At 63.5% G+C, this 25,541-nt stretch carries 26 protein-coding genes; 9 read left to right on the plus strand and 17 right to left on the minus strand.

Annotation, left to right across the window (positions count from 1 at the left end; translation table 11 throughout):
• The first annotated feature begins 32 nt into the window (after nt 1-32).
• Together NKJ46_RS00300 and NKJ46_RS00305 are read left to right on the plus strand one after the other, a co-directional pair.
• Nucleotides 33-791, plus strand: coding sequence for an HpcH/HpaI aldolase family protein (locus NKJ46_RS00300; protein ID WP_352660423.1), 759 nt, complete (start codon nt 33-35; stop codon nt 789-791).
• 12 nt (nt 792-803) lie between these two features.
• Entirely contained in the window at nt 804-1,760 is a 957-nt protein-coding gene (locus NKJ46_RS00305) for a C-terminal binding protein (RefSeq protein WP_352660426.1), read from the plus strand.
• Between the two features lie 445 nt (nt 1,761-2,205).
• Here NKJ46_RS00305 and NKJ46_RS00310 read toward each other — a convergent pair whose 3' ends face one another.
• The 8 genes from NKJ46_RS00310 to NKJ46_RS00345 all read right to left on the minus strand — a co-directional run bounded on the left by NKJ46_RS00310 (nt 2,206) and on the right by NKJ46_RS00345 (nt 9,534).
• Complete coding sequence (locus tag NKJ46_RS00310; RefSeq protein ID WP_352660429.1) at nt 2,206-2,685, minus strand: MaoC/PaaZ C-terminal domain-containing protein; 480 nt, start codon at nt 2,683-2,685, stop codon at nt 2,206-2,208.
• 1 nt (nt 2,686) lies between these two features.
• A complete protein-coding gene (locus NKJ46_RS00315; protein WP_352660432.1) occupies nt 2,687-3,763 on the minus strand; it encodes a Gfo/Idh/MocA family protein in 1,077 nt (358 codons plus the stop codon).
• Nucleotides 3,756-4,085: an L-rhamnose mutarotase gene (locus NKJ46_RS00320; RefSeq protein ID WP_352660435.1), complete on the minus strand. Its 330-nt coding sequence runs from the start codon at nt 4,083-4,085 to the stop codon at nt 3,756-3,758. Before NKJ46_RS00320 ends, NKJ46_RS00315 begins: the two co-directional genes overlap by 8 nt.
• 9 nt (nt 4,086-4,094) lie before the next feature.
• Nucleotides 4,095-5,207 (minus strand): mandelate racemase/muconate lactonizing enzyme family protein, encoded by a 1,113-nt coding sequence (locus tag NKJ46_RS00325; RefSeq protein WP_352660438.1) that lies wholly within the window; start codon nt 5,205-5,207, stop codon nt 4,095-4,097.
• Between the two features lie 4 nt (nt 5,208-5,211).
• Nucleotides 5,212-6,309, minus strand: a complete 1,098-nt coding sequence (locus NKJ46_RS00330) for an ABC transporter ATP-binding protein (RefSeq protein ID WP_352660441.1) — start codon at nt 6,307-6,309, stop codon at nt 5,212-5,214.
• Between the two features lies 1 nt (nt 6,310).
• A complete protein-coding gene (locus NKJ46_RS00335; RefSeq protein ID WP_352660444.1) occupies nt 6,311-7,177 on the minus strand; it encodes a carbohydrate ABC transporter permease in 867 nt (288 codons plus the stop codon).
• A gap of 2 nt (nt 7,178-7,179) precedes the next feature.
• On the minus strand, nt 7,180-8,076 hold the full coding sequence (locus NKJ46_RS00340; protein ID WP_352660447.1) for a carbohydrate ABC transporter permease: 897 nt from the start codon (nt 8,074-8,076) through the stop codon (nt 7,180-7,182).
• A gap of 141 nt (nt 8,077-8,217) precedes the next feature.
• Nucleotides 8,218-9,534 carry an ABC transporter substrate-binding protein gene (locus NKJ46_RS00345; protein WP_352660450.1) on the minus strand — a complete coding sequence of 439 codons (1,317 nt, stop codon included), beginning with the start codon at nt 9,532-9,534 and terminating at the stop codon, nt 8,218-8,220.
• Nucleotides 9,535-9,691: 157 nt separating this feature from the next.
• On the opposite strand from NKJ46_RS00345, the gene NKJ46_RS00350 reads away from it, so the two are divergent.
• Both NKJ46_RS00350 and NKJ46_RS00355 read left to right on the plus strand, forming a co-directional pair.
• The gene (locus NKJ46_RS00350; RefSeq protein ID WP_352660453.1) at nt 9,692-10,480 is read left to right on the plus strand and encodes an IclR family transcriptional regulator; all 789 of its coding nucleotides are present in this window, start codon (nt 9,692-9,694) and stop codon (nt 10,478-10,480) included.
• A 67-nt stretch (nt 10,481-10,547) separates the two neighbouring features.
• Nucleotides 10,548-11,384 carry an amidohydrolase family protein gene (locus tag NKJ46_RS00355; protein WP_352660456.1) on the plus strand — a complete coding sequence of 279 codons (837 nt, stop codon included), beginning with the start codon at nt 10,548-10,550 and terminating at the stop codon, nt 11,382-11,384.
• A gap of 6 nt (nt 11,385-11,390) precedes the next feature.
• On the opposite strand, the gene NKJ46_RS00360 is transcribed toward NKJ46_RS00355, so the two are convergent.
• From NKJ46_RS00360 to NKJ46_RS00395, 8 genes are read right to left on the minus strand one after another with little or no spacing between them, the layout of a single operon-like run.
• Nucleotides 11,391-12,356 (minus strand): ABC transporter permease, encoded by a 966-nt coding sequence (locus NKJ46_RS00360; protein WP_352660459.1) that lies wholly within the window; start codon nt 12,354-12,356, stop codon nt 11,391-11,393.
• Between the two features lie 5 nt (nt 12,357-12,361).
• Nucleotides 12,362-13,312 carry an ABC transporter permease gene (locus NKJ46_RS00365; protein WP_352660462.1) on the minus strand — a complete coding sequence of 317 codons (951 nt, stop codon included), beginning with the start codon at nt 13,310-13,312 and terminating at the stop codon, nt 12,362-12,364.
• Nucleotides 13,309-14,052 carry an ATP-binding cassette domain-containing protein gene (locus NKJ46_RS00370; protein WP_352660465.1) on the minus strand — a complete coding sequence of 248 codons (744 nt, stop codon included), beginning with the start codon at nt 14,050-14,052 and terminating at the stop codon, nt 13,309-13,311. Before NKJ46_RS00370 ends, NKJ46_RS00365 begins: the two co-directional genes overlap by 4 nt.
• Nucleotides 14,045-14,782, minus strand: a complete 738-nt coding sequence (locus NKJ46_RS00375) for an ATP-binding cassette domain-containing protein (RefSeq protein WP_352660468.1) — start codon at nt 14,780-14,782, stop codon at nt 14,045-14,047. Before NKJ46_RS00375 ends, NKJ46_RS00370 begins: the two co-directional genes overlap by 8 nt.
• A 57-nt stretch (nt 14,783-14,839) precedes the next feature.
• Complete coding sequence (locus NKJ46_RS00380) at nt 14,840-16,027, minus strand: ABC transporter substrate-binding protein (RefSeq protein WP_352660471.1); 1,188 nt, start codon at nt 16,025-16,027, stop codon at nt 14,840-14,842.
• A 21-nt stretch (nt 16,028-16,048) separates the two neighbouring features.
• Entirely contained in the window at nt 16,049-17,191 is a 1,143-nt protein-coding gene (locus tag NKJ46_RS00385; protein ID WP_352661294.1) for an extracellular solute-binding protein, read from the minus strand.
• A 20-nt stretch (nt 17,192-17,211) separates the two neighbouring features.
• Nucleotides 17,212-18,372 carry a CaiB/BaiF CoA transferase family protein gene (locus tag NKJ46_RS00390; RefSeq protein WP_352660474.1) on the minus strand — a complete coding sequence of 387 codons (1,161 nt, stop codon included), beginning with the start codon at nt 18,370-18,372 and terminating at the stop codon, nt 17,212-17,214.
• A 3-nt stretch (nt 18,373-18,375) separates the two neighbouring features.
• Nucleotides 18,376-18,927 carry a MaoC family dehydratase gene (locus tag NKJ46_RS00395; protein ID WP_352660477.1) on the minus strand — a complete coding sequence of 184 codons (552 nt, stop codon included), beginning with the start codon at nt 18,925-18,927 and terminating at the stop codon, nt 18,376-18,378.
• Between the two features lie 189 nt (nt 18,928-19,116).
• Here NKJ46_RS00395 and NKJ46_RS00400 point away from each other — a divergent pair, with 189 nt between their 5' ends.
• Nucleotides 19,117-20,214 carry a lactonase family protein gene (locus tag NKJ46_RS00400; RefSeq protein ID WP_352660480.1) on the plus strand — a complete coding sequence of 366 codons (1,098 nt, stop codon included), beginning with the start codon at nt 19,117-19,119 and terminating at the stop codon, nt 20,212-20,214.
• Nucleotides 20,215-20,221: 7 nt separating this feature from the next.
• Here the strand turns inward: NKJ46_RS00400 and NKJ46_RS00405 are convergent, their stop codons facing one another.
• Nucleotides 20,222-20,935 (minus strand): GntR family transcriptional regulator, encoded by a 714-nt coding sequence (locus tag NKJ46_RS00405; protein WP_023676076.1) that lies wholly within the window; start codon nt 20,933-20,935, stop codon nt 20,222-20,224.
• 258 nt (nt 20,936-21,193) lie between these two features.
• On the opposite strand from NKJ46_RS00405, the gene NKJ46_RS00410 reads away from it, so the two are divergent.
• The 4 genes from NKJ46_RS00410 (at nt 21,194) to NKJ46_RS00425 (ending at nt 25,539) form a co-directional block, all read left to right on the plus strand.
• Nucleotides 21,194-22,282: an ABC transporter ATP-binding protein gene (locus NKJ46_RS00410; protein WP_352660483.1), complete on the plus strand. Its 1,089-nt coding sequence runs from the start codon at nt 21,194-21,196 to the stop codon at nt 22,280-22,282.
• A gap of 35 nt (nt 22,283-22,317) precedes the next feature.
• Nucleotides 22,318-23,607: an ABC transporter substrate-binding protein gene (locus NKJ46_RS00415; RefSeq protein WP_352660485.1), complete on the plus strand. Its 1,290-nt coding sequence runs from the start codon at nt 22,318-22,320 to the stop codon at nt 23,605-23,607.
• 197 nt (nt 23,608-23,804) lie between these two features.
• Nucleotides 23,805-24,716, plus strand: a complete 912-nt coding sequence (locus NKJ46_RS00420) for an ABC transporter permease (RefSeq protein ID WP_352660488.1) — start codon at nt 23,805-23,807, stop codon at nt 24,714-24,716.
• Nucleotides 24,717-24,720: 4 nt separating this feature from the next.
• Entirely contained in the window at nt 24,721-25,539 is an 819-nt protein-coding gene (locus NKJ46_RS00425) for an ABC transporter permease (protein ID WP_352660491.1), read from the plus strand.
• Nucleotides 25,540-25,541: the final 2 nt, after the last annotated feature.

Genomic DNA, 25,541 nt, shown 5'->3' on the forward strand with positions numbered 1-25,541 from the left:
TTTTGCCGACGCCGAAAATTTCTGGAGATTTCATGTACGACTTTCGCAAGAAATGTGTTTCTCTCGATCGCCTCATCGGCACCTTCTGCGCCATCCCGCACCCTGTGGCGGTCGAAGTGGCGGCCGCGAGCGGGGTCGATTTCCTGTGCATCGACTGGGAGCATTCGCAGATCGGCCGCGAACGGCTCGAGGATCTGGTCCGCGCCGCCGATGTCCACAAGGTTCCCGCGATGGTGCGCGTTCCCGGCCACACGCCGGAGTGGATGGCGGCCGCGCTCGACGCCGGCGCGTCGGGCGTCCTGGTACCGCGCGTCTCCACGGCCGAGCAAGCCCGCATGGCGGTCATGGCCTGCCGTTACCCGCCGGTCGGCGCCCGCGGTGTCGGCCCCGGCCGCGCCGCCGGTTATGGCTACAGGATTCCGGACTACCTCAAATCGGCCAACGACGTCCTGACGGTCGCCATCCAGGTCGAGACGGCAGAGGGCCTGGCCAACGTCGACGACATCGTCCAGGTCGACGGCGTCGACGTGGTCTTCATTGGCCCCGGCGACCTGTCGGTCTCGATCGACGCCATGGGGCCGGCCGGCCAGGACAAGCTCAATGCCGCGATTATCAGGATCGCGGCCGCGGCGCGCGCGGCCGGCAAGGCCGTCGGCATCTTTCGCCCTTCGGCGGATGATGTCGGCAAATGGTCGCGGCACGGCATCAGCTTCTACATGCTGGCCAGCGACACGATGTTTCTCGGCGCCGGCCTTGCCGCCGGCGTTGCCTCGGCGCGCAGCGCCTCATAGCAAGAGTTTGCCATGAAGATCATCAAGACCGACGGCGTATTGTCAGTCGAGGAAGAGCAGCTGCGCTACCTTGACGGCTTGAACGTCGAGTTTGTCGAAAGGACGCTGCTCACGGAAGATGCCCTGATCGAACACTGCCGCAACGCCGACGCATTGATGGTATTGCGAGAGCCGATCACGGCTCGCGTTTTGGCGGAACTGAAGAACCTCAAGGTCATCGGGCGGTTCGGCGTAGGGCTCGACTCGATCGACGTCGAGGCCGCCAGCCGTGCCGGTGTTCAGGTAACCTATGTGCCGGACGCCAACCTGGTTGAAGTCAGCACCCACGCCATGGCCCTGATCCTGGCCTTGACGCGCAAGCTGAAGCAGTTCGACAGCGCAGTGCGCGCCGGCCGCTGGGCTGCAATGACCGATGGCGCCGGCATGACGCGGCCCGACAGGCAGATCCTCGGCCTGATCGGCTTCGGCCAGATCGGACGCCTAACTGCCGAGCGGGCGCGGGTCTTCGGCTACCATGTCATCGCCTACGACCCGCATCTGCCGGCCGAGCGCATTACCGCCGGCGGTGCCGAACCGGTCGGCTTCGACGAGCTGCTAGCCAGGGCCGACATCGTCTCGCTGCACGTTCCCGCGACACCGGAAACCAGAAACATCATGTCGGCACAAGCCCTGTCGCGGATGAAGGAAGGGGCGATACTCATCAACGTGTCGCGCGGCGGCCTGGTCGACGAGGTCGCCTTGGCGGATTTGATCCGGCGCGGCCATCTGGCAGGCGCCGGCATCGACACGTTCGATCGGGAGCCGCCTTCGCCCGACAATCCGCTGCTGGCGCTGGACGCCGTCCTGGTCAGTCCACACGCGGCGCACTACTCGACCCAGTCTTACGCCGAGGTTCGCAACAAGGTGTTTGCCGATGTCGCATCGGTCCTGCGCGGCGGCAAGCCGGTCTATCCGGTCAACCGGGTATGACCAATTCCCGATGTCGGCGCCGCCCAAACGCCTGCTGGAACTTCCACCTCAACATTCCGGAGTAGGCGCCGTCGGCGAAGCTGCCGATCTCCCCCCCTTGCGGGGGAGATGCCCGGCAGGGCAGAGGGGGGTGCTGTCCCTCCGGCCTGTCAACCAATCGCTGCCACGTCCTCAGGCTGATTCCGGTTGGAAATGGCTGAAATCGACGTTGGCGATCCGTCCCACCCCCCTCTGTCCTGCCGGACATCTCCCCCGCAAGTGGGGAGATCGGATGTCGCTTCGGCTTTCGCCAACCACAATGCTGGACCGCAGGGCAATGACCGCCGACCTGAAGCAGTTGCCCTGGGTAGTATTTGTTCTTGCTTTGTGCCGGCAGCTATGCTACTAATTTGGGTATGGTACTGATTCGCACCGAGGACCCGCCGCAAGGCGGTTTTTTTTGTCTTTAGGTTTCAGCGCCATCCGTCGAGGCCCTGCTCGGCTTGTCGCGACGCTCGACGATGTAGATGTGATCGGCGACCAACACCACGTCGCCATGCTGGTTGATCACCTCGCAGCGCTCGACGACCCGGCCTGAATCGGGTCGCTTCGGGTCGTCTTCCTTGGCCGAGATGGTGGTGCGGGTCTTGATCGTATCGCCGATGAACACCGGCTTGATGAAACGCAGCCGGTCGTAGCCATAGGAGAAGGCAACCGGGTTGACGACGCTTGCCGTCAGCCCGACGCCGACCGAAAACACCAGCGTGCCGTGGGCGATGCGCTGGCCGAACGGCGTCGTCTTCATGAACTCAGCGTCCATGTGATGAGGAAAGAAATCGCCGGTATGGCCGGCATGGACGACGAAGTCGGTCTCGGTGATGGTGCGCCCGCTGGTCATGCGCGACGAGCCGATCCGGTAGTCCTCGAAATAGACAGTCTGCTCCATGTCAGGGCCTCGCCGCGATCGGCGTTGCCGGCGCCGCGCTCGATCGGTAGGCGGCTTCGACCAGCGCCATGGTGTTCCAGCCGTCCTCGACGGAACTGACAAGCTCGGTGTCCTCGCCTGATGCGTAGCGCTGGACATTGGCCATGCGGCCGATGAAGGCGTCCGGAAACCATGCGCCGACGAGCGGCACCGTAATCCAGTCGGAGCCGCCCTTCGGATAGATTTCAAGGATGTCAGGCTCGCCGCGCGGATAGTCGAGGTTGAGCCCCAGCTTGAGGTAGGCGGCGCCTTCGGTGCCGCAGATGCGGAATTCGCAGGCCTGGTGTTTTCGACCGAATTTGTGATCGTGGTTGATCGACAGTGCACAGCGCACGGTGTCGCCATAGTCGAGGATCGCGCTGGTGCGCGTTTGCGCAACCTTGTGGCCGGGATGGCCGAGTGTCTTGGCGTGAACCCCCTTGGGGTCGCCGAGCAATTGCCGGATCAGGTCGAGATAATGGATTGAATGCATGGCGATCTCGACGCGCGGCGCCTTCAGCAGGAATTCCCAGAGCTGCCAGGGTGTCGCCAGCGCCAGCCATGCGTCGAAATCGACCACTTCGCCCAACCAGCCCTTGGCGATCGCATCCTTGAGCGCCAGCATCATCGGCGCAAAGCGCAGCTGGAAATTCACCGCCGCCTTCAGGTTTTTGGAGCGGCAGATTTCGAGGATCTCGGTGGCTTCGGTGAGATTGCTGCCCATCGGCTTCTGGATCAGCGCCACGGCGCCATCGGGCAGCGTCCTGAGCACGCCGGCGTGATAGGCCGGCGGCGTCGCCAGATCGAAGACGGCGTCCTTGATTGACGCAGCTTCCTCGACCGACCGGTAAGCGGTGACGCCCCATTTCTGCGCCAGTTTTTCCGCCTTGGCCAGGTCGGGGTCGAACAGCCCGGCAACCGGGAAACCGGCTTTTCCATAGGCCGGGAAATGCGCATCGCCGACGATCGAGCCGGCGCCGAATATCACGATCGGCCTGGGCTTTGACGGCTGTGCCCAGGCCTGGGAAAGCGAGGCAGGATCGAAAATGTCATCAGTCATAATGGAAGACTTCGTCCATCGACGCCCACCACTCGCCCTCCTTGCGGGTCGGCAGCGGCTCCTGGCAGGGCACGCACAGCGCCCACCATTCCTGCGTCGTGGGATCGGCAGCCATCTTCGCCATGTCGGCGGCATAGTCGGTGCCATGGTACTCGAAGGTGCTGAACAAAAGGTGCTCCGGCTCCCTCAGATAGATCGAATAATTCTTGATGTTGCAGGCGGAAATCATCTTGAGGACGTCCGGCCAGACGGCAGCGTGAAGCCGCACATACTCGGCGACTTTCTCCGGCTTGAGGCCGAGCACCATTCCCATTCGCTGCATGTCCGCCTCCTATTTCACTATCGTCGTGGTGAATTCCGCGATGCTCTTCGCCTTGATCGCATCCCAGTCCCAATCGATGCCGATGCCGGGCTCGTCCGGCGCCAATGCGTGCCCGTCCTCGATACGCATTTTCTTGCCGGTCAGCTCGTCGAGCTGGGGAATATACTCGACATATCTGCCGTTCTGAACGGCGCATGTCAGGCTGACATGCAGTTCCATCAGGAAATGCGGGCAGACCGGTATGTCGAACGCCTCGGCTGCATGCGCCACCTTCAGCCATGGCGTGATGCCGCCGATGCGACCGACATCGACCTGCACGATCGAGCATGCGCCCTTTTGCATATATTCGCGGAAATGCCGGATCGAATAGAGCGACTCGCCGATGGCGACCGGCGTCGATGTGGCACTCGACAGCCGCACATGGCCGTCAATGTCGTCGGCCGGCAGCGGCTCCTCGATCCAGGCGAGGTCGAGTTCACGCAGGCGCTCGGCCCGGCGGATCGCCTCGTCGACCGAGAAGCCCTGGTTGCAGTCGGTCATGATCTCATAGGCGTCTCCAACCGCCCGGCGCACCGCCGTCAGGCGCGCAAGATCCTCGGAACCGTGCGGCTTGCCGATCTTGACCTTCGAGCCGCGAAAACCCTTGGCCTTGGCGTCCAGCGCATCCTCGACCAGCGCCTCGGTTTCGATATGCAGCCAGCCGCCTTCGGTCGTGTAGAGCGGGCAGCGGTCCTTGGCGCCACCGGCCAGCTTCCACAGCGGCAGCCTCTGTTTCTTGGCCCGCAGATCCCAAAGGGCAGTGTCGATGGCCGCGAGCGCGATGGCCGTGATCGCGCCGATCGTCGTCGCATGGGTGGCGAACTCCAGCTCGTGCCAGATCGCCTCGATCATGTCGGCGTCGCGGCCAATCAGCCGCGGCGCAAGGTGGTCGGCAAGGAGCCGCATCACCGAAGAGCCGCCGGTGCCGATCGTGTAGCTGTAGCCGGTGCCGACCGCGCCGTCGGCATCGGTGATGGTGACGATCGGTGTTTCCTGCGAGACAAAACTTTGGATGGCATCGGTGCGCTTGACCTTAGGCACGAGGTCGACCATCCGCAGTTCGATTTTCTCGATCTTTGCCATGATTTTAACCTCGCAATGTCTTGCCTGTTTCGGCGGAAAACAGATGGGCCTGCGACAGGTCCAGGCTCATCTTGACCCGGTCGCCGGCTTTGAGCGGCTTTGGATTGAGCATGCGCGATACCCAGTCGCTGCCGTTGAATTCGGCGAACACCAGCGTCTCGTTGCCGAGCGGCTCGGTGACGGTCACCGGCAATTCCACCTGGTGGACGTCGACATCTTCGCCGGAGCTGATGCCGTGTCCGGTCGGATAGATGTCGTCGGGCCTGAGGCCGAACACGACTTTGTCGCCGGCCTCGACATTGGCCTTGAACTGGCTGGGCAGAGGCAATCTCTCGCCGCTGGCGAACAGCAGCTGTCCGTCGTCGACAACCGCCTCATGCAAATTCATCGGCGGCGAGCCGATGAAGCCGGCCACGAAGCGTGTCTGCGGCCGGCGGAAGACCTCGTCGGGCGTGCCGACCTGCTCGATGAAACCGTCACGCATGATGACGATGCGGTCGGCCAACGTCATCGCTTCGACCTGGTCGTGGGTGACGTAGATCACCGTCGACCGGACCTTGGCATGCAGTTTCTTGATCTCGGTGCGCATCTGCGTCCGAAGCTTGGCGTCGAGATTGGAAAGCGGCTCGTCGAACAGGAAGACGTCGGGATCGCGCACAATGGCGCGACCCATGGCGACGCGCTGGCGCTGTCCGCCGGACAGTTGCGACGGCCGGCGGTCGAGCAACTGGTCGAGGCCGAGAATGCCCGATGCCTCTGCGACGCGACGGTCCATTTCATCTTTAGCGGCGCCGGCTATTTTCAGCGAGAAGCCGAGGTTTTCGCGCACCGTCATATGCGGATAGAGCGCGTAGGACTGGAACACCATCGAGATGTTGCGCGAGCGCGGCGGCAGGTCGTTGACCATGCGGCCGCCGATCTCGATGACCCCGTCGCTGATCGCCTCGAGGCCGGCGATCATGCGCAGGGTTGTCGACTTGCCGCAGCCGGACGGCCCAACCAGCGCGATGAACTCGCGGTCGGCGACCTCGAGGTCGATGCCGTGCACGACCGCCACCGGACCATAGCTCTTGGTGAGTTTCTTGAGCGATACTGTTGCCATGTCAGCCTTTCACCGCGCCGGAAGTGAGGCCGCCGACGAGATGTTTCTGGACGATGAAGGTAAGCGTGAGCGCCGGTATGATCATGACCACGGCCAGCGCGCACATGCCGCGCCAGTCGATGGTGAATTCGGCCGTATAGTCGAGCAGACCGACCGGCAGGGTCTTGGAGTTGATCGAGCGGGTCAGCTGCGAGGCCAGAGCGAACTCGTTCCAGGAGGTGAGGAAGGCAAAGATGCCGGCCGAGGCGATGCCGGGGCCGGCCAGCGGAAACTCGACCTGCCAGAAGGCCTGCCAGCGCGTGCAGCCGTCGATCTGCGCCGCCTCGGCGAGGTCTTTCGGCACCTGGCGGAAAAAGCCGTCGATCAGCCAGACAGTGAAGGGCACGTTGAGCGCGACATAGACCAGGATCAGCCCGAAGTGCGTATCAATGATGCCAAGCCGCGCAAAGACGAAGAACAGCGGCAGCGACAGTGCGATGCCGGGCACCGTGCGCGTCAGCATAAGGCCGAGGAACATCGCCGATTTGGCGCGGAAGCGGTAGCGCGCAAAGGCATAGCCGCCAGCCATGCCGATGACGATGGCGATCACCGTCGAGGTCACCGAGATGATCAGCGAATTGCGGAAGTAGTCGAGCACCGGAATGCCGCCCTGGCCGACGCCGCTGAACATGGCGATGTAGGCGTCGAGCGAGAGTCGCTGCGGGATCCACACCGGCGGCTTGGCCATGATCTCGACGGTCGGCCGCAGCGACGACAGCACGATCCAGATGCCGGGCAGGCAGATGACCAGCATGGCCAGGAACAGTCCGATGCCGTGAACGATGCCGAGCGCTTTGTTGCCTACGCGATGCAGGCTGTTCTGGTCCATCCTCACCACTCCGCCGCGATCTGCGTGCGCGCCGCGGCGAGCTTGCGGTAGAAATAGACGGTGAACAGGATGGACAGCAGGATCGAGAAATAGGCCATGGCGTTGGCCATGCCCATCCTGGCATCGCTGTAGGCGGTGCGGGCGACCAGCGTCCAGACCAGCTCGGTGCGGCCGGCAGGACCGCCGTCCGTCATGATCTTGACGATGTCATAGGCGCGCGCGACGTCGAGCGAGCGGATGGTCATGGCGATGAAAGCGAAGGGCATGATGAACGGCCAGGTGACATAGCGGAATGTCTGCCACGGCGTGCAGCCGTCGACGCGGGCCGCCTCGACCGGTTCGCGCGGCATCGCCAGCAACCCGGCCAGGATAAGGATCGCGAACACCGAGGTCGACGACCAGATCTCGGCGATCAGGATGGCGATGAAGGCGAGATTGCCGTCGATCAGCCACGGGATGGCGCGGTCGGTCAGGCCGAGCCCCTGCAGGGCGTTGTTCACGAGGCCGATATTGTCGTTGAACATGAATTTGAACTGGAAGCCGACGAGGATCGGCGAAAACATCATCGGGAACATCATGATGGTGCGCAGGACCCGCTGGCCGCGCGATGCTTTCTCCACCAGCAGGGCCAGCCCGAGCCCGATCAGCATCTCCAGGTTGAGCGCCACGGTCAGCAGCACCACGGTGCGGGCAAAGGCGACCCAGAAAGCGCGGCTGGTCAGGATGGCGACGTAGTTGCGCGCGCCGATGAAGACCCAGAACGTCTCCGGCCTGGTCAGCCGGAACGGCGTGAAGCTGGAATAGAGCGAGAGCAGCAACGGCACCACCACCACGGCCGCCAGAACGATCACCGCCGGCAGCAGGAGCAGCAATGGCGGCGAAGGTCTCCAGCCTTTCATGGCGATCCGGTTCTGGTTGGTGCCCGGACACCGCAGGCCGCCATTGGCGAGCTGGGATCAAGACAAAGCGTGTTGCACATGGCTCGAAAAAAATGCGGGGCGCCGCTCTTCGATTAGCGCGGCGCCCCCTTGGGAGAATGGTCAAAGCTTGCCGGCGTCCTCGAGGATCTGGGTGGCCTTGGCGGCGGCGTCGTCCAGCGCCTGCTTGGAGGTCTTGTCGCCGAGAATGGCGGCCTGCAGTTCGGGATAGACGGCGTTGGAGATTTCGATCCATTCAGGTGTCTGCGTCACGGCAAACGCGTGCTTTGCCTCTTCCTGGAAAGCCGCCAGCACTTCCTTCTTGTAAGGATCGTTTGCCGCCTGCTGGATGTCCCAGTCCCACACCGCTGTGCGGGTCGGCAGTGGGCCGCTTGCCGCCTCGAGCTTTTGGCTGTCCTCATTGGTCAGGAACCAGACCAGCGACGCCGCAGCCTCCTTGCTGGCGCAGTTTTCGGTGACCGAAAATCCGTGGTGCCCCGACCAGCCGGTGCGAATGCCTGCCGATCCCTTCGGCGCCACCTTCACGCCGACATTGCCGGCGACCTTCGACGACTTCGGATCGTTGAAGAAGCCTGCCCAGCCCGGCCAGTCGAGGTTGATGGCGACGGTGCCCGAGGCAAAACCCTGGCCGAGATCGTCCCACAGATAGTTGGTGGTGCCGGCCGGCACCGCCTTGGCCTTGTAGAGATTGACGAACCAGTCGAGCGCGTGCACGCCGGCTTCCGAGTTGAAGGCCGGCTTGCCATCCTTGTCGAGGTATTCGCCGCCGTCGGCGATGAGCATCTCGTAAAAGCGGCCGTTGATCGCCTCTTCCTTGCCGGCGAACTGGGTGCCGTAGAAATCGGGCGGGCTGGCGAAGAATTCCGCCTGCTGGGCGACCTCGTCCCAGGTGTCGGGCGGTGTCAGCTCCTTGCCGTACTTGGCCTTGTAGGCGGCCTTCTTGGCTTCGTCCTTGTAGAGGCTCTTCTGGTAATAGAGCGCCGAGACGTCGAACTGCGCGCGCGGCAGCATTACCAGCTTGCCCTCGAGCGTCGAGGCCTTGATCGTCGACGGCACGAAGGCGTCGATCTCCTCCTTCGGCAGCAGCTTGTTGAGATCGGTGTAGATATCGGGATATTGCGGCGCGAAGGACGAGTGGTTCGACCCAACGCACCAGTTGATGCTGCCGGAGGCGATGTCCGACTTGATTTCCTTGTCGAGCTCGAAGTGATTTTTCTTCGAGATCACGTTGACCTTGGCGCCGGTCAGTTTTTCCCATTCGCCGATGCGCGCGTACAGCCCTTCATATTGCTGGCCGCCGATCAGCTTGGCGTCGATGGTGACGCCGTCGAATTTGCCGGGCAGGTCGGCAGCAAGGGCACTCGCACCCAGTGCGAGCAGCGTTACGCCGGCCGACAGGCCGCAAAACAGTTTCGTCATTGGTATCCTCCCAAGAGTCTGCGTCGATCCATAGCGAGGGCTGATCGGCAGCTTCATTCATATACAAACAAAATATTTATAGGATCGTCAAGCCGAGAGTTCTTCCGGAAGCAACGGTTATGCGTATATGAAATGTGAAATTCACTGGAGAAGCCCAATGGCAGAGGACGAGGAAGACGAGCGCTATCGAGCCCCGGCGCTGGACAAGGGGCTCGACATCCTCGAGCTGCTGGCCGGCGTCGACGGCGGCCTGACGCAGGCGGAAATCGCCAAGAAACTCGACCGCAGCCCGAACGAGTTCTACCGCATGCTGGATCGGCTGGTGCGGCGCGGCTATGTCACGCGGCCGGATGGCGACCGTTACTCGCTGACGCTCAAGCTGTTTGGCCTGGCGCAGCTGCACGCGCCGGTGCGCCGGCTGGCTTCCTATGCGACGCCGCTGATGCGCGAACTGGCCGAAACCACACAGCAGGCAAATCAGCTGGTCGTCTTCGACCGCGGTTCCGCGGTAGTGATCGCACAGCAGGAGGCGCCGGATTACTGGGGCATCTCTATCCGCGTCGGCTCGCATATCAGCCTGTTCGACACCGGCTCCGGCCATGTGCTGCTGGCGTTCCGCCCGCCGGAAGAGCGGCAGATGATGATCTCCGAACATCTGCGCAGCACCGACAAGCCGCCGCAGTCGCCGGAATTCTTTGCTCGCCTCGACCAGATTAGGGAACGCGGCTACGAGATGATGGCGTCGATGCAGACGGCCGGCGTGTTCAACCTGTCGACGCCCGTTCTCGGCTCGGACGGCAAGGCGATCGCCGCATTGTCGATCCCCTACATTACCCTGGTCAACGCACTCAAGGCGCCCGACATCACCAGGACCATAGAGCTGCTGCTGGCAGCGACCGAAAAGCTGTCGCAACTGGCGGGATCGACCGTCAAGCAATCGCGATGAATTCTTATTTGAATGAAGAATTTCTCCGTGAGATGATCTCGAAGTCGCCAAGGAGGAGCGCGCCACCATGATCTTCGACACCCATCTCCACCTGATCGACCAGTCCGCGCTGCGCTATCCCTGGCTGACCGGCGTGCCGGCGCTCAACCGCGATTTCTCCTACGACGAATATGCAATCCAGGCCCGCCGCGCCGGCATCGATGGCGCATTGCACATGGAGGTCGATGTCGATCCAGCCGACATCGAGGCTGAAACCAGCCGTGTCAAAGCGCTGTCGCGGCAAAAGGGCAGTTTGCTGAGGGGGGCAATCGCCTCCTGCCGTCCGGAAGAGCCCGGCTTTGCCGCCTATCTCGAGCGCCAGCGTGCCGATCCTTTCGTCAAGGGTTTCCGGCGGGTGCTTCACGTCATGCCGGACGAGCTTTCGGAGGGCGCGCTGTTTCGTGAAAACATCAAGCGGCTTGCCGGCAGCGGCCTGACCTTCGACCTTGTCGTTCTGCCGCACCAGATCCCCAAGGCGATCGCACTCGCGAACCTCGCGCCGGATGTGCAGTTCGTGCTCGACCATTGCGGCGTGCCCGACATCAAGGGTGATGCCGAGCACCCCTGGCGCGAGCACATGGCGGAGATCGCGCAGCGCCCGAACGTCGTCGGCAAAATTTCCGGTGTCGTCGCCTATGCGGATGCCGGATCCTGGACTGTCGAAACGCTGCGTCCCTATGTCGAGCACACTATCGCATGCTTCGGCTGGGACCGGGTCGTGTGGGGCAGCGACTGGCCGGTCTGCACGCTTGGCGGCGGGCTTGCGACCTGGATTGCGGCAACGCACGCGCTGCTCAGCGGCGCCAGCGCTGATGAGCGACAAAAGCTGCTGTCCGCCAATGCCAAGCGGCTGTGGAGTTTGTAGGCCGGCTCAGATCGTCGCCGACACGTGCCGCTCGCGGCCGTAGAGTGAAACCAGGAGCACGATGACCAGGCCAAGTGCCGCCTGCACGGTCGAGGGCCGGAAGCCGAGCCCGATCAGCAGCGTGTTGATCTCCGTCAGCACCAGCACGCCGGCAATGGTGCCGAAATAGCTGCCGCGGCCGCCGACAAGGGCGGCGCCGCCGACCACCACTGCCGCAATCGTCTGGAACAGATAGGGCTGGCCGACATCGCCATAGGCCGAACCGGTGAAGCCGAGCAGCAGCACGCCGGCCGCGGCGGCAAAGAAGGCGCTCGCGGCATAGGTGACCGTCCACATGCGGACCGGATCGATCAGCGCCAGCGGCGCAGCACCTGGATTACTGCCCAGCGCATAGAGACGGCGGCCGTATGGCGTGCGTGCCAGCACCAGCGCCACCAGCAAGGTCAACGCCGCGACGCATGGCACCAGCCCCGGCACCGGCAGCGGTCCGACCGAACCGCCGATCGAAACGAAGGCGGAGACCGCTGCAGGCGCCGATCCGGATGGAAAGCCGCCGGTCCACAACAGCACGGCACCTTGCACGATCATGCCGACGCCGAGCGTGACGATCAGCGGGTGGATGTCGAGCCCGCGCGAGATCAGGCCGTTCAGCGCCCCGATCAGTATGGCGAGCGCGACGACGACCGTGCAGACAAGAGCAAAATTCCAGCCGCCGCCGTAGAGCTGTGCGGCAACGACATTGGCAAAGCCGATGATGAAGGGGATCGACAGATCGATGCCGCCGAGAATGACGACGAGGGTCTGGCCGATCGATGCCACCGCCAGCAGCGAGGCGATCACCAACAGTGCCCGGATGGCGAAGGGCTGGGAGTAGCCCGGAATGAGCAAGGTGCCAAGGAGATGCAAGGCGACAGCGACGGCAAAGGCACCGGCGACGCGGGCATTGGTGGACTGGAACCAGTTCCGGCGCATGTTTCTCAGCCTTTCCGTCCCGATAGCCGCTCCTGCAGCGCCGTCATGATGACGGCCACAACCAGGATCGCGCCATAGGCGATCTGCAGCACATAGGTGGAGACGTTGAAGGCGGTCAGCACGCTCTGCAGCAGGAAGATGTCGATAGCGCCGATCGCAGCCCCGGCGAGCCCGCCGCGCCCGCCGGCAAGGCTGACGCCGCCGAGCGCCACCGCGGCAATGGCGATCAGCGTGTAGGTCGGTCCGATGTTGGGGTCGGCCGAGCCGATCAGCGCGGTTAGCATCAGGCCGGCACAGGCGGCAAGTATGCCGGTCATGACATAGGCGATGAAACGCACTTTGGTGACCGGAACGCCCGCCGTGTAGGCGGCGCGGTCGTCGCTGCCCACCGCCATCAGCTGGTCGTAGTAAGGCGTCTGCCGCACCAGCCACCAGGACAGGAAGATCAGCGACAGCGGCAGTGCCGACCAGGGTCCGGCCATCGCCTTCAGCCAGCCCGGCGCCGGCCCGATCGGCGCCGGCAGGATGGTCAGCGTCATGCCGGTGAGAATCAGATAGGTGCCGAGCGTCGCAACGATCGGCTGGATGCGGAGGATGGTCGCCAGAAAGCCGTTGGCGGCGCCGACGATCGCGCCGATCAGAAGCGCCGCCGGCACGATGACCAGCGGCGAAGATATCCCAAGCCTGAGAAACAGCAGTTGGATTACTATCGCATTGACGAAGCCCATCAGCGGCCCGACGGAAATGTCGATGCCGCCGCGCCCGGCGAGGATCACTGGAGCCGAAGCGAGCGCTGCGCCGATCAGCGGCGCGGCGAGCCCGATCAGCGCGCCCCAGGCGGCAGGATGAAAGCGCGCCGGATTGAGCAGCAGATTGACCGCGATCAGGATCACCAGCAGTACCGCCGCAAAGCCAGCGCCGCGCCATCGCGCCGCCATGCGCCGCAACCCGCTCATGCCGCGCGACCGAACATGGCGGCGATCACCGCATCGCTTTTCATTGCGTCTCCGGTGATTTCGGTCGCCACCTGCTGTTCGCGAAACACCAGCACGCGATGGCAAAGCAGCAGGATCTCCTCGATCTCGCTCGACAGGATGACCAGAGCCATGCCGTCCGCCGCCAGTCCACGAAACACATCGTAGAGGACATGGCGCGTCGCCACGTCGACACCGCGCGTCGGATCATTGAGCAGCAGGATCGCCGGTTCCAGCGCCAGTGCACGGGCCAGAAGCACCTTCTGCTGGTTGCCGCCGGAAAGCGTGGTGATCGGGGCGTCCGGCCGTGGCGCGATGATCGACAGTCTGTCCCGGTAGCGCTCATAGCGCTGCCGCCGCGCGGCGAAGCTGAGCAGGCCGAAACGCGTATCGCGCGACAGCGTCGAGACGGCAAAATTGTCGAGCACCGATTGGGTCGGAAAAATGCCGGTGGTGCGCCGGTCGCGCGGCAAATAGGCGATGCCGCCGGCGACCGCCTTGCGGAAATTGGTGATCGCGCGCGCTCCGGTTGACGCCTCGACGGTCACCTCGCCGCCGGCCGGACGTTCCAGGCCGGCCAGCACTTTCAGGAACCGCTCCTGGCCGTGGCCGTCGAGGCCGGCAAGGCCGACGATCTCGCCCGGCGCAATGGTTTGCGTCATGGGGCTTGCGCCCGGCGCGATCACCAGGCCGCGCACCGAAAGGCTGGCGCGATCAGCCATTCGCCAGTTCCGCCGCAGTGCGTGGCGCCATCGCCCTGAGAAGTTCGGATGCGGTGGACGTGCCGCGTTCCTCGGTCGTCACCACGCTGCCGCCGCGCAGGACGGAGATCCGGTCCGAAAGCGCCATCACCTCGTCCATGCGATGGGTGATGAACAGGATCAGGCAGCCTTCTGAGGCAAGCTTGCGCATCATGGCGAAGACCGCCTCGCGATCGGCAAAGTCGAGCGCCGCCGTAACCTCGTCGAGGATGAGAATGCGCGGGTTGCGGACCACGGCGCGGGCGAGCACTACCAATTGCTGAACCGCCAGCGGCAATTGCCCGGCCAACTGGTCGAGCGGGATCTCGGTCACTGCGAAGCGCTTCAGCACCGCTTGCGCGCGTTGCCGCCGCTCGGCGCGCGGCACAGTGCGCGTCAGCAGGCCGTCGAGGCCGAGCAGGATGTTGTCGGTCACCGAACGGTCAGGCGCGATCAGCACTTCCTGGAACACGGTGGCGAACCCGGCGCCCTGGAAGGCCGCCGGCGAGAGGCCGGTAAAGGGCGCTCCGTCGAGCAGGATCGCGCCGCTGTCCGGCTGCACGATCCCCGACAGCAGCTTGACCAGCGTGCTCTTGCCCGAACCATTCTCGCCCAGGATGGTGTGGATCGTGCCGGCGCGGAATGCGATGGAGGCATTGGCCAGCGCAATCGTTTCGCCGTAGCGTTTCGAGATGGCCTGGACTTCCAGCATGAGCAATCCTGATGGAGAAAACCGGCACCGCTGGTGCGGAGCCGGCTTTCATAAATGCTACTTGGCGCAGGCGTCCGGCACCTTCGGATAATCCCAGCCCTTGGTCGGTGCCGGATTGGCGAAGTAGGCATCGAGCCATTCCTCCGGCATCGGATCCTTCGGCGGGACCGGGAAGATCGAGACGGCGTCCGGCGTCATGCAGTCCTTGTACCAGGCGCCGAGGTCGGCATTGTGCACCGGCGGAATCGGGATCAGCAGCGTGTTGAGCTTGGGCTTCTGCCCATCCAGCATGCGCGCCCCGACACGAAACAGCGTCTCGGCCGTCCAGTGCGGCAGAACCGCATGGCCCTCGAAGCGGTATTTGTCGGGATTGGCCTTCCAGTAGCCGAGTGCATCGCCGGTGATCGAGCCGGTGATCAGCGGGGCAGGGCGGCCAGCCTCGGCAAAGGCCTCGGCAACGACACGGCTTTCGCTGCCCGTCGTCCACACTGCATCGATCGGCGCCGGATTGGTGGCGATCGCCTGCAGCACCGCCGTCTTGGTAACGTTAGCCGTCCAGTTGCCGTTGACGCTGCGCGAGACCTTGAGCTTTGAATTTTCGGCCAGCGCCTTGTCGGCGCCCTGGCGCTCCTGCACGACGATCGGGTGACCGGCAATGCCCTCGACCAGAAGCACGCTGCCGCCGTCCGGCATTGCTTTGCCGATCGCCGTCATCATGTCGTAGCCCCAGCGCGCATAATTGGAATCGACGTTGATCGCATTCGGGCTGGTCACCGACCCAGCTGCCGTGATGAAGGGGATGCCGGCTTTGGCTGCGGCATCGATGGCATCGTCCAGCGCCGTCGCCGAGCCGGGGATCGAGGTGATGATAGAGCATTTCTTGTCGATGAAGGCGCGGATCTGGTTGATCTGCTGACTGGCGTCGTTGTTGGAATCCGACACCTCGAAGCTCGCCACGGTGCCGTCGGCGATCAGGCCGTCGACCAGCCGCTTCAACTCCTTGGTGACGGTGACGCGCCACGGATTGCCCTGGTACGACTCGGAGTGGCACCATTTCCACGGCTTTGGCGGCGGCGTGAAATTGTCCCAGGCCGACGGCAGCACCTTTTGCGGCGCGCCGTCATATTGGGCCTTCAGTTCGGTCGGCAATCCAGCAATCACGCCCATAATGTCTTGAGCGCAGGCTATGGTCGTGACCGATGCAAGTGCGGTTGCGGCCATAAGGCCGCGGATCAGGCTGTTCATGTTCTCCTCCGTTCGGTTGTTTCAGGCTCCTCCGCCGGCAACGCCGGACACCTGCGTCGAAAGGCTTTCCCGAAACAGGCGATTGAGATCGGCAACGACGCGAGCGGCATTGTGCCTTTCGCTCAGGCCGAGATTGATGCGATCGGACGCCGCCTGCTGGAACGCCATGTAGCCGTCGTGCCGCGGCCTGACCCAGGCACCTTCGAGCGTGGCCCGCGTATCCTTGTAGAAATTGCCGGTGGCTGCGTTGACGGCGGCATCCTCCCAGGCTGCCGCATGGCCGGGCTGGCCGCCGGCCGAGGCGTAGAGGCTGCGCTGCACCTCGCCGCTGGCGATCCAGTAGGCGAAGTCGATGGCCGCCTGCCTGGCCTTCGAGAAGGCCGACACGGCGATGCCGGTCCCGCCGAGCGCCGAGCCTTTGGGGCCGGCATTGCCCGCGGCCGGGATATCCGCAAAGGCCAGGCGGTTGGGTCGAAACCCGGCAATGGCATAGGAAACGTAGCCATAGATCAGCGGCGCGCAGGCAATCCGTGATCCCGATCCGGCCATTTGCTCCAGAACCGCGATCGGATCCATGCCAAGACAGGCCGGGTCGACGAGGGCTGCGATCTCGCGCATCATCTCGAAGACCTGATTGCCCGTTGCCGGATCCACATGGTCGCCAGGGCCTTCGGCGGCCGGCCGGCCGAGATTGCCGGCAAGCGTGTAGAACGTCATCAGCGAATGCGGCGGCCTGAGCGGCAACAACACGTGGCCTTGCCGCGCCAGATCGAGTGCATCGGCCCAGCTCGCCGGCGCAGCCGAAAGCATGTCGGGCCGCCATGCCTGCATCTGGCTCGCCGCGTCGATCGGAAACGCCCACTGCCGGCCTTGCCAGTTGTAGCTCGGAAACGACCGGCCGACACTGCCCGCCACAAGTGCCGCGCGTTCGGCTTCCCGGCCGGCGACATCGAGCGGCGTCAGGCAGCTCTCGGCGGTGATCTGGCCGACATGCGGATGGTCGATGACGATCAGATCATAGGTACGGGCCAGCTCCTCGACCGGGAAGGATTCGAAATCCTGCAGCGAGCGCTTGTCCCATTCGATTGCGACGCCGGTCCGTTCTTTCCACAGCGCCGAACAGGCGACCATCGGGTCATAGCCGCGCGGATGGCTCCAGGTCATGCCTTTGAGCGTGACGTCGCTCACAGCCCGAACTCCGCGCGGATCTTTGCGCTGTGCTCGCCGATGCGCGGCGCGGCCCGCTCGACCTTGGCGCGGATGCCGTCGACCCTGAGCGGCGAGCGCGTGGTGAGGATCGAAACGTCATCCTCGCGCGTCACCGTCTGCAGCATGTCGAGGACCTGGAAGCCTTCGCTGGCCATCATCTCCGGCCATGTCAAAACCTTGGCGCACCAGATGTCGGCAGGCTCGAGAATGCCGAGCCACTCGTCGACCGTCCTGGTCGCGATCTTTTGCGCGATGATCGCCTTGATCTCGTCGCGGGCGGTGAACCAGGTCGACGGCTGGTCGCGGTAGGGCGCAAGTTCCTCGAGCCCGAGCAGATCGGCGAGTTTCGAGATCGGTGTCATCGCGATCGCCAGATAGCCGTCCTTGGCCGGATAGACGCCGTAGGGCGCCGACAGATAGGCGTGCGCGCTGCGGAAGCTCGACCGCCGCGGTAGCCGGCGCCCGTCATTGAGATGCGTGGTCAGCACCTCGAACTGGAAGTCGACCAGCGCTTCGAGCAGGCTGGTCTCGACATGGCTGCCCTTGCCGGTCACGCTGCGCCGCACCAGTGCCGCAAGAATGCCTTGCGCGGCGGCGGAGCCCGCCAGCATGTCGGCGATCGCCAGCCCGAAGGGCACCGGCCCCTGGTCCTCGTCGCCGTTCAGCCACATCACGCCGGAGCGGGCCTGTGCCAGCAGATCCTGCCCGGGCCGTTTGACCCACGGGCCTTCCTCGCCATAGCCGCTGATCGAGGCATAGACCAGGCGCGGATTGATCTTGCGCACCGCCTCGTAATCGAAGCCCAGGCGTTCGATGACGCCGGGCCTGAAATTCTGGATCAGCACGTCGGCCTTGGCCAGCAGGCCGCGCAGCGCCGCAAGATCAGCCTCGTCCTTCAAGTCGATTGCAAAGCTTTCCTTGGCGCGGTTGATCGCGTGGAAAATAGTGGAATCGCCGCCGATCTCGGTGTCACTGAGATAGAGCCGGCGCGACAGGTCGCCGCCATCCGGCCGTTCGATCTTGATGACGCGAGCACCGAGGTCGAGCAGTCTGAGCGAGCAGTAGGGCCCGGACAAGAACTGGCTCATATCGACAACGATGAGCCCGGTCAGCGGCAGTTCGGCAATGGCCGCCATTGCCTATTTCTCCGTCTTGCCGGCGAAATCGGCCGGATTGCGGTACTTCACCGTCTGCAGGTGCTCGCAATAAAGCACGAGCTCGCCTTCACCCTTGAAGACTTCGTAGCTGGCGCGGATCAGCCCCATTTCCTTGTATTTTGGCTTCTTGTCGAGGTTGGAGCGGATCGAATAAATCGTGTCGCCGATGAACACCGGCTTGATGAAGCGCAATTTGTCGTAGCCATAAGAAAAGGCGTTGATGCAGTTGGTGGCGACCAGCCCGAGCCCGGCCGAGAACACGAAGGCCCCGGCGACCAGCCGCTTGCCGAAAATGCCTTCCGTTTCGGCGAACATCTGGTCCTGCACGTATGGATGGATATCGAGTACCAGCGTGTTGAAGAGATGGCTGTCGCCCTCGGCAATGGTCCGGCGCAGCGAGCGGATCTTCTGGCCGACCGGCCAGTCTTCGTAGAACCAGTTCTCCGCGTTCCAGACGGGGAGGTCGGCATGATCCCTAGGCATGTTGGCGGGGTGTGTCGATGCCACGCCCACGGTTGGCGCGAAACCGCTCATGACGGCTTCCCCGGGCAGCGGGAATCGTCCATCAGGGCGCGCCGCAGACCAGCGAAATGCATGATCGATCCTCCCGTCAATCTTCTTTTGTGAATAGTATTTTCACATATGGGGTTGTGTTGCAAGCGTGAACAGGCGAAATTTTGCCCGTTCCGTGCGGCCAATGCCGGCGGAACAAGGGAGGAAGTGATGCAGAATGCCTGTCTGGTTTTCGTCGGCAGCCTCAATCGCGACGCCCCGTATTTTCAAGGCGCGCGCGGTGTCGGGTTGGGTGTTTACAGTTTCGACGAGGGGACGCTGGAGACGAAGAAACTGGCCGAGACGGAAGACATCGACAATCCGACCTTCCTGTCGGTGACGCCGGACGGCTCCCACGTCTACGCCAATTCCGAAGTGTTCACCTGGCGCGAAGGCGTGGTCTCGGCTTACCGCTTCGACAGGCAGACTGCCACGCTGTCCTACATCAACAAGCAGCCGACGCTGGGCAGCATCACGGCGCACAACACCATCACGCGCGACCGGACGAAGCTGCTGGTCGCCAATTACGGCATGGGCGAGGGCGGCCCCGATCGCTCGGTCGTGGTCTTGGGGCTGCGCGAGGATGGCGGCCTGACAGCGCCGTTGTCGAGCGTCGCGCATAGCGGGACCGGACCAGACCTCGCCCGCCAGGAGCGGCCGCATGCCCATAGCGTAACCGAGACGGTTGCCGGCGGCATGGCGATCGTCGCCGACCTCGGCATCGACCGGCTGGTGTCCTATCGGATCGGCTCAGACGGCAGCCTGACCAAACTGGCCGAGTCGGCACTCGCGCCGGGCGCCGGTCCGCGCCATTTGGCGCTGCATCCGGGCGGCCGCTTCGTGTTCGTCATGAACGAGCTGGATTCGACGGTCGTCTCGCTGGCGCTGGACGAGGCATCAGGCAAGCTTACGGTGATCGACAGCAAGGCGGCCGTGCCGGCCGAGGCGCGCGACGGCAATCACTGCGCCGACATCCAGATCTCGCCCGACGGCCGCTTCCTCTATGGCTCCAACCGCGGCCATGACAGCATCGCGGTGTTTTCGGTCGACCAGCAAACCGGCAGGCTTGCCCTTGTGGGCTATACGCCTTGCGGCGGCGCCACGCCGCGCAATCTGGCCCTGACACCCTCGGGCGGCCATCTCTTCTCGGCCAACCAGAACGCCGACCGCATCTCGATTTTCGCGCGCGACGCAGCCACCGGCCGGCTGACCGACACCGGCCGATCCATCGATGTCGGCACGCCGATGTGCGTGAGGATTGTGCGTTGACGTGATCTCAGAACTCGAGCGCCTGCCTGAGTGCCGGGCCGCTCCTGACGCGCAAATCGAGGTCGGCCTCGATATGGTCGATGTGGTGCAGCATCAGCGCGCTGGCGCGTTCGGCATTGCCATTTTCCAGCGCCTCGAGGATCTGCGTGTGTTCGTTGTGGCCGCAGCTCGAGATGCCCGAGCGGCCATAGAGTGCGATCACCAGCGATGAACGAGCGACCAATTCCTCCATGAAGCGCTGCAGGATGACGTTTCCCGCGACCGACGCCAGAAGCAGGTGAAAATCCCCCGACGCCTTGATCTCCGATCGCCTTGCGTTCGGTCCGCGCTCGGCGATGAAACGGCCTTCTTCGTCGAGCTGGGCCTTGAACGCGGCGACATGCGCCGGCGTCATCCGCCCGGCGGCGGCAATCGCGATGCCTGGTTCGATGAGCCGGCGCGAAGCAAAAACCTGCCGCGCTTCCTCCGGCGACGGATTGGCGACGAAGGCGCCGCGATTGCGCTCGGTGCGCACCAATCCCTCGAAGGAAAGCATCTGCAGTGCCGCACGCGCCACGGTGCGGCTGACATCGAACAGCGTGCCGACTTCGCCTTCGGAAAGCTTGGTTCCCGGCGCCAGCCGGCGATCGACGATCGCGTCGCGCAACTGGTCGCGGATCGCCTGCGCGCGATCCTCGTTGGCAGCCTCGATAGCAGGGAAAGTCTGGTCGGCAATGTTCATGGCGGTGATCCTGCGTACTTCTACCCTGAATCGCATCGCTTGGACGAGAGACAAAGTGAATACAGGGATGAAAAAGATTGCATACGATTTTTGCGAGGATCGGCAGCAATCGCCTATAATTTGTGCATTGCACAAGCGTGCCGTATCGGCAGCCATATGGAGGCGGCTCTGATTTCTTCGAGGATTCAGTCGGTTGGTGCGGCGGCGCGCAACTGGCACGCATGATGCTTTGGCTACTCCGACCAAAGGGGAAGCTGGATGTCCAAAGCCGCCGAAATCGACATTGTGTCCGTTTCGAAAGTCTATGGCGCAACGACTGCCGTCGAAGGCATCAGCCTGAAAATCCCTGCGGGAACCTATTGCTGCCTGCTCGGTCCGTCCGGCTGTGGCAAGACCTCGACGCTGCGCATGATCGCCGGGCACGAAAGCATATCGAGCGGCGATGTGCGTCTCGGCAACATTGTGGTCACCGACCTGCCACCGGCTAGGCGCGGCACTGCCATGATGTTCCAATCCTACGCACTGTTTCCGCATCTTGACCTGATCGACAATGTCGCGTTCAGCCTGAAGATGAAAGGCGTCGGCAAGGAGGAGCGCCGCGCCAAGGCACTCGACATGCTGAAGCTGATGCAGATGGAGGCCTATGCCAGCCGTCGTCCGGCGCAGCTTTCCGGCGGCCAGCAGCAGCGCGTTGCTCTCGCCCGCGCACTGATCACCGATCCCGAGGCGCTGTTGCTCGACGAACCGCTATCGGCGCTCGATCCGTTCCTGAAAATCCGCATGCGGGCCGAACTGAAGAAGCTGCAGACGTCGCTCGGCATCACTTTCGTCCACGTCACTCACAGCCAGGAAGAGGCGATGGCGCTGGCCGACCTGATCGTGGTGATGAACGACGGCCGCATCGAGCAGGCGGCGCACCCCCGCATCGTGTTCGAGCGGCCGGCCACCGCCTTCGTCGCCCGTTTCATGGGCGACCACAATGTCATCTCCGGCCGCGTCACCGGCAGTCGCGACGGCATGGTCGTTTTCGATGTGCCCGGCGGCGTCACGCTCGCCGCCAGCGGGCAGGGCAGGGAGACCGGGGAGCCCATCGATATCGCCATTCGCACGGACCACGTGCGCATCGGCGAGCCGCCGGCAGCCGGGCTCGGCTTCACCGGCATCGTTTCAAACGCCGAGTACCGCGGTTCGACCGTGAAGCTCTCGGTCAATGGCGCCGGCATCGAGGATTTCACGGTGATCGTCGACGACACCAGCTTCTTCGCCAGGCCGGTTGCCGTCGGCGACGCAGTGCCGATCGCTTGGGACGCCGAGGACGCGATCGTCCTTGGCCGTCTCCATTCCTGAATCCAGCATAACCAACCAAAACAGGGGAACTGAACATGACCAACACCACCGACAAGAAGACTGGAATATCGCGACGTTCGCTGCTCAAGACAGGTGCCGCCGCCGTCGGTTTTGCCGCCGGTTCCGGCGCCATATCGGGCTTTCCGACCATCTGGGCGCAATCGAACATCACGCTGCGCCAGTTCGGCACCGGTGTGTCTAACCTCAATGCCATCGCCGACAAGTGCAAAGCCGATCTCGGCATCACGCTGGAGATGACGGCAACCGATTCCGACGCCGCCGCGCAGCGCGCCGTGACGCAGCCCGACAGCTACGACATCGCTGATATCGAATACTGGATCTGCAAGAAGGTGTTCCCGACAGGCGTCCTGCAGCCGATGGATGTCACCAAGCTGAAATACTACGACGAACTGGTGCCGCTGTTCAAAACCGGCAAGCTGACGCCGGACAGCGTTATCGCCCAGGGCACCGCGCCGCATACGGTCGGTTACGTCGAGGCGCAGGACAGCAAGGCCTTCGCCAAGGCGCCGACCAATTGGTTCACCATGGTGCCGACGATCTACAATGCCGATACGCTCGGTATCCGCCCCGACCTCGTCGGCCGCGATATCACCACCTGGGCCGACATCATGGATCCGGCCTTCAAGGGCAAGACCGCCATCCTCAACATCCCATCGATCGGCATCATGGATGCGGCGATGATCATGGAAGCCACCGGCAATATCAAATATGCCGACAAGGGCAACATGACCAAGGAGGAGATCGACAAGACGATCGACTTCCTGATCAAGGCCAAGCAAGCCGGCCAGTTCCGCGCCTTCTGGAAATCCTTCGACGAGAGCGTCAACCTGATGGCTTCAGGCGAAGTGGTGATCCAGTCGATGTGGTCGCCGGCCGTGGCCGCGGTCCGCTCCAAGGGCATCGCGTGCCGGTTCCAGCCGCTCAAGGAAGGCTACCGCTCCTGGGGTGGCGGGCTTGGCCTGGCAGCCCATCTCTCCGGCGCCGAACTCGACGCCGCCTATGAATACATCAACTGGTACACCTCCGGCTGGGTAGGCGGCTATCTCAACCGCCAAGGCTACTACTCGGCCAACATGGTGTCGGCCAAGAAGTTCATGTCCGAGGACGAGTGGGGCTACTGGATCGAAGGCAAGCCGGCTAAGGGCGATATCCTGTCGCCGGACGGCAAGGTCATGGAAAAGGCCGGCGCCGTGCGTGACGGCGGCTCGTTCGAAGAGCGTATGGGCAAGGTCGCCTGCTGGAACTCGGTCATGGACGAGGACCGCTACATGGTGAAGCGCTGGAACGAGTTCATCGCTGCTTGATGCCCTCTGCCTTCTCCCCTTGTGGGAGAAGGTGGATTGGCGCGCAGCGCCAAGACGGTTGAGGGGTGCTGGACGGAGCACTGTTGGTGCCAAGCTGGAACACCCCTCATCCGGCCGAGCTTCGCTCGGCCACCTTCTCCCACAGGGGGAGAAGGGAACACCCCTCAGTCGCATCGCCGACTTCGACCGAGATATAGATGGCAGTAGCGCTCGAACAATCCACGCACGTTACGTCTGCGAAGCCAGCGCGACGTAGGCGCTCCTTTGCCGGCCTCGCACCCTATCTCCAGGCGGCACCGCTGGCGCTGATCCTCGGCGCGTTTCTCCTGCTGCCGATCCTGATGATCGCCGTGGTCTCATTCTGGGACTACGATTTCGCGGCGATGTACCCGGATTTCCTGACCACCAACTACGCCGACACGCTCGGCTCCTGGGTCACCTGGAAAACCTATCTCAACACGCTGAAATATGCCGCCATCGTCTGGGCGCTGACGCTGTTCATCGGCTTCTGGGTCGCCTATTTCCTCGCCTTCCATATCAGGACCACTGCCATGCAGATGGTGCTGTTCCTGGTCTGCACCGTGCCGTTCCTGACCTCCAACATCATCCGCATGATCTCGTGGATTCCGGTGCTTGGCCGCAATGGCCTGGTCAACTCGACGCTGGTGCAGATGGGACTGATCCCGAAGCCGATCGAATGGCTGCTCTATTCCGAATTCGCGGTGGTGCTCGCCATGGTGCATCTCTACACACTGTTCATGGTGACGCCGATCTTCAACACGCTGATGCGTATCGACAAGTCGTTGATCGAGGCCGCACGCGATGCCGGCGCTTCCGGCTGGCAGGTTCTTTGGAACGTCATCATCCCGCTCGCCAAGCCCGGCATGGCGATCGGCACCATCTTCGTCGTCACGCTGGTGATGGCCGATTTTTCGACCGTGCAGGTGATGTCCGGCGGCCAGAGCGCCTCCGTCGCGCTGATGATGAAGAACCAGATGTCGCTGCTGCAGTATCCGGCGGCCGCTGCCAACGCGGTCGTGCTGCTGGTATTGGTCCTGCTGATGGTCGCGGGCATCTTGCGCATCGTCGACATTCGCAAGGAGCTGTGAGATTTTGAGTCACGACAAGCGGACCCTCAAATTCTATGTACTGGCGGCGTTCTTTGCGCTTTTCGTGCTGTTCCTCTACGGCCCGCTTTCGGCGATCCTTATCCTGTCCTTCCAGGGCGAGAATGGCGGTCTGACATTTCCGCTGAACGGCGTCTCGCTGCACTGGTTCGCCAATTTGTTCGAGCGCCAGGCGGTCGGCGACTTCGGCGGCAGCTTCAAACGCTCGCTCATCCTTGGCCTGATGGTGATGATGGTGACTGTTGTCGTGTCGCTGCTTGCCGGTCTGGCCTTCCGGCAGAAATTTCGCGGCGCAACCGCACTGTTCTATCTGGCCGTCGCCAGCCTCGTAGTGCCCTCGATCATCATCAGCCTTGGCATCGGCGTTGTCTTTCAGCAGATCGGTTTCCGCCCCGCCTGGTACACGTCCGCTTTGGGCGCCCATTTGACCTGGACCTTGCCTTTCGGCGTGCTGATCATGTTCGCCGTCTTCAACCGGTTCTCGCCGGCCTATGAGGAAGCCGCGCGCGATCTCGGAGCATCGTCGTGGCAGACCTTCGCCCATGTCGTTCTGCCGATGATCGCACCCAGCCTGATCGGTGTCGGCCTGTTCGGCTTCACTCTGTCATATGACGAGTTCGCCCGCACGCTGATGACCTCGGGCACGTTCAACACGCTGCCGCTCGAAATCTACGGCATGACGACCAATGTGACGACACCGGTGCTCTATGCGCTGGGCACCGTGACGACCGTGTTTTCCTTCCTGGTCATCCTGCTGACGCTCGGCGCGATCGTCTATGTCGGCCGCCGCCGCGAGCGTGCCTGACA

The organism is Mesorhizobium sp. M0166 (genome assembly GCF_040322255.1).
GTDB lineage: Bacteria > Pseudomonadota > Alphaproteobacteria > Rhizobiales > Rhizobiaceae > Mesorhizobium.

What these genes read in the sequence shown, in the direction of transcription:
- NKJ46_RS00300 (WP_352660423.1), top strand. Translation starts at nt 33, where the DNA reads ATGTACGACTTTCGCAAGAAATGTGTTTCTCTCGATCGCCTCATCGGC.
- NKJ46_RS00305 (WP_352660426.1), top strand. Translation starts at nt 804, where the DNA reads ATGAAGATCATCAAGACCGACGGCGTATTGTCAGTCGAGGAAGAGCAG.
- NKJ46_RS00310 (WP_352660429.1), bottom strand. Translation starts at nt 2,685, where the DNA reads ATGGAGCAGACTGTCTATTTCGAGGACTACCGGATCGGCTCGTCGCGC.
- NKJ46_RS00315 (WP_352660432.1), bottom strand. Translation starts at nt 3,763, where the DNA reads ATGACTGATGACATTTTCGATCCTGCCTCGCTTTCCCAGGCCTGGGCA.
- NKJ46_RS00320 (WP_352660435.1), bottom strand. Translation starts at nt 4,085, where the DNA reads ATGCAGCGAATGGGAATGGTGCTCGGCCTCAAGCCGGAGAAAGTCGCC.
- NKJ46_RS00325 (WP_352660438.1), bottom strand. Translation starts at nt 5,207, where the DNA reads ATGGCAAAGATCGAGAAAATCGAACTGCGGATGGTCGACCTCGTGCCT.
- NKJ46_RS00330 (WP_352660441.1), bottom strand. Translation starts at nt 6,309, where the DNA reads ATGGCAACAGTATCGCTCAAGAAACTCACCAAGAGCTATGGTCCGGTG.
- NKJ46_RS00335 (WP_352660444.1), bottom strand. Translation starts at nt 7,177, where the DNA reads ATGGACCAGAACAGCCTGCATCGCGTAGGCAACAAAGCGCTCGGCATC.
- NKJ46_RS00340 (WP_352660447.1), bottom strand. Translation starts at nt 8,076, where the DNA reads ATGAAAGGCTGGAGACCTTCGCCGCCATTGCTGCTCCTGCTGCCGGCG.
- NKJ46_RS00345 (WP_352660450.1), bottom strand. Translation starts at nt 9,534, where the DNA reads ATGACGAAACTGTTTTGCGGCCTGTCGGCCGGCGTAACGCTGCTCGCA.
- NKJ46_RS00350 (WP_352660453.1), top strand. Translation starts at nt 9,692, where the DNA reads ATGGCAGAGGACGAGGAAGACGAGCGCTATCGAGCCCCGGCGCTGGAC.
- NKJ46_RS00355 (WP_352660456.1), top strand. Translation starts at nt 10,548, where the DNA reads ATGATCTTCGACACCCATCTCCACCTGATCGACCAGTCCGCGCTGCGC.
- NKJ46_RS00360 (WP_352660459.1), bottom strand. Translation starts at nt 12,356, where the DNA reads ATGCGCCGGAACTGGTTCCAGTCCACCAATGCCCGCGTCGCCGGTGCC.
- NKJ46_RS00365 (WP_352660462.1), bottom strand. Translation starts at nt 13,312, where the DNA reads ATGAGCGGGTTGCGGCGCATGGCGGCGCGATGGCGCGGCGCTGGCTTT.
- NKJ46_RS00370 (WP_352660465.1), bottom strand. Translation starts at nt 14,052, where the DNA reads ATGGCTGATCGCGCCAGCCTTTCGGTGCGCGGCCTGGTGATCGCGCCG.
- NKJ46_RS00375 (WP_352660468.1), bottom strand. Translation starts at nt 14,782, where the DNA reads ATGCTGGAAGTCCAGGCCATCTCGAAACGCTACGGCGAAACGATTGCG.
- NKJ46_RS00380 (WP_352660471.1), bottom strand. Translation starts at nt 16,027, where the DNA reads ATGAACAGCCTGATCCGCGGCCTTATGGCCGCAACCGCACTTGCATCG.
- NKJ46_RS00385 (WP_352661294.1), bottom strand. Translation starts at nt 17,191, where the DNA reads ATGACCTGGAGCCATCCGCGCGGCTATGACCCGATGGTCGCCTGTTCG.
- NKJ46_RS00390 (WP_352660474.1), bottom strand. Translation starts at nt 18,372, where the DNA reads ATGGCGGCCATTGCCGAACTGCCGCTGACCGGGCTCATCGTTGTCGAT.
- NKJ46_RS00395 (WP_352660477.1), bottom strand. Translation starts at nt 18,927, where the DNA reads ATGAGCGGTTTCGCGCCAACCGTGGGCGTGGCATCGACACACCCCGCC.
- NKJ46_RS00400 (WP_352660480.1), top strand. Translation starts at nt 19,117, where the DNA reads ATGCAGAATGCCTGTCTGGTTTTCGTCGGCAGCCTCAATCGCGACGCC.
- NKJ46_RS00405 (WP_023676076.1), bottom strand. Translation starts at nt 20,935, where the DNA reads ATGAACATTGCCGACCAGACTTTCCCTGCTATCGAGGCTGCCAACGAG.
- NKJ46_RS00410 (WP_352660483.1), top strand. Translation starts at nt 21,194, where the DNA reads ATGTCCAAAGCCGCCGAAATCGACATTGTGTCCGTTTCGAAAGTCTAT.
- NKJ46_RS00415 (WP_352660485.1), top strand. Translation starts at nt 22,318, where the DNA reads ATGACCAACACCACCGACAAGAAGACTGGAATATCGCGACGTTCGCTG.
- NKJ46_RS00420 (WP_352660488.1), top strand. Translation starts at nt 23,805, where the DNA reads ATGGCAGTAGCGCTCGAACAATCCACGCACGTTACGTCTGCGAAGCCA.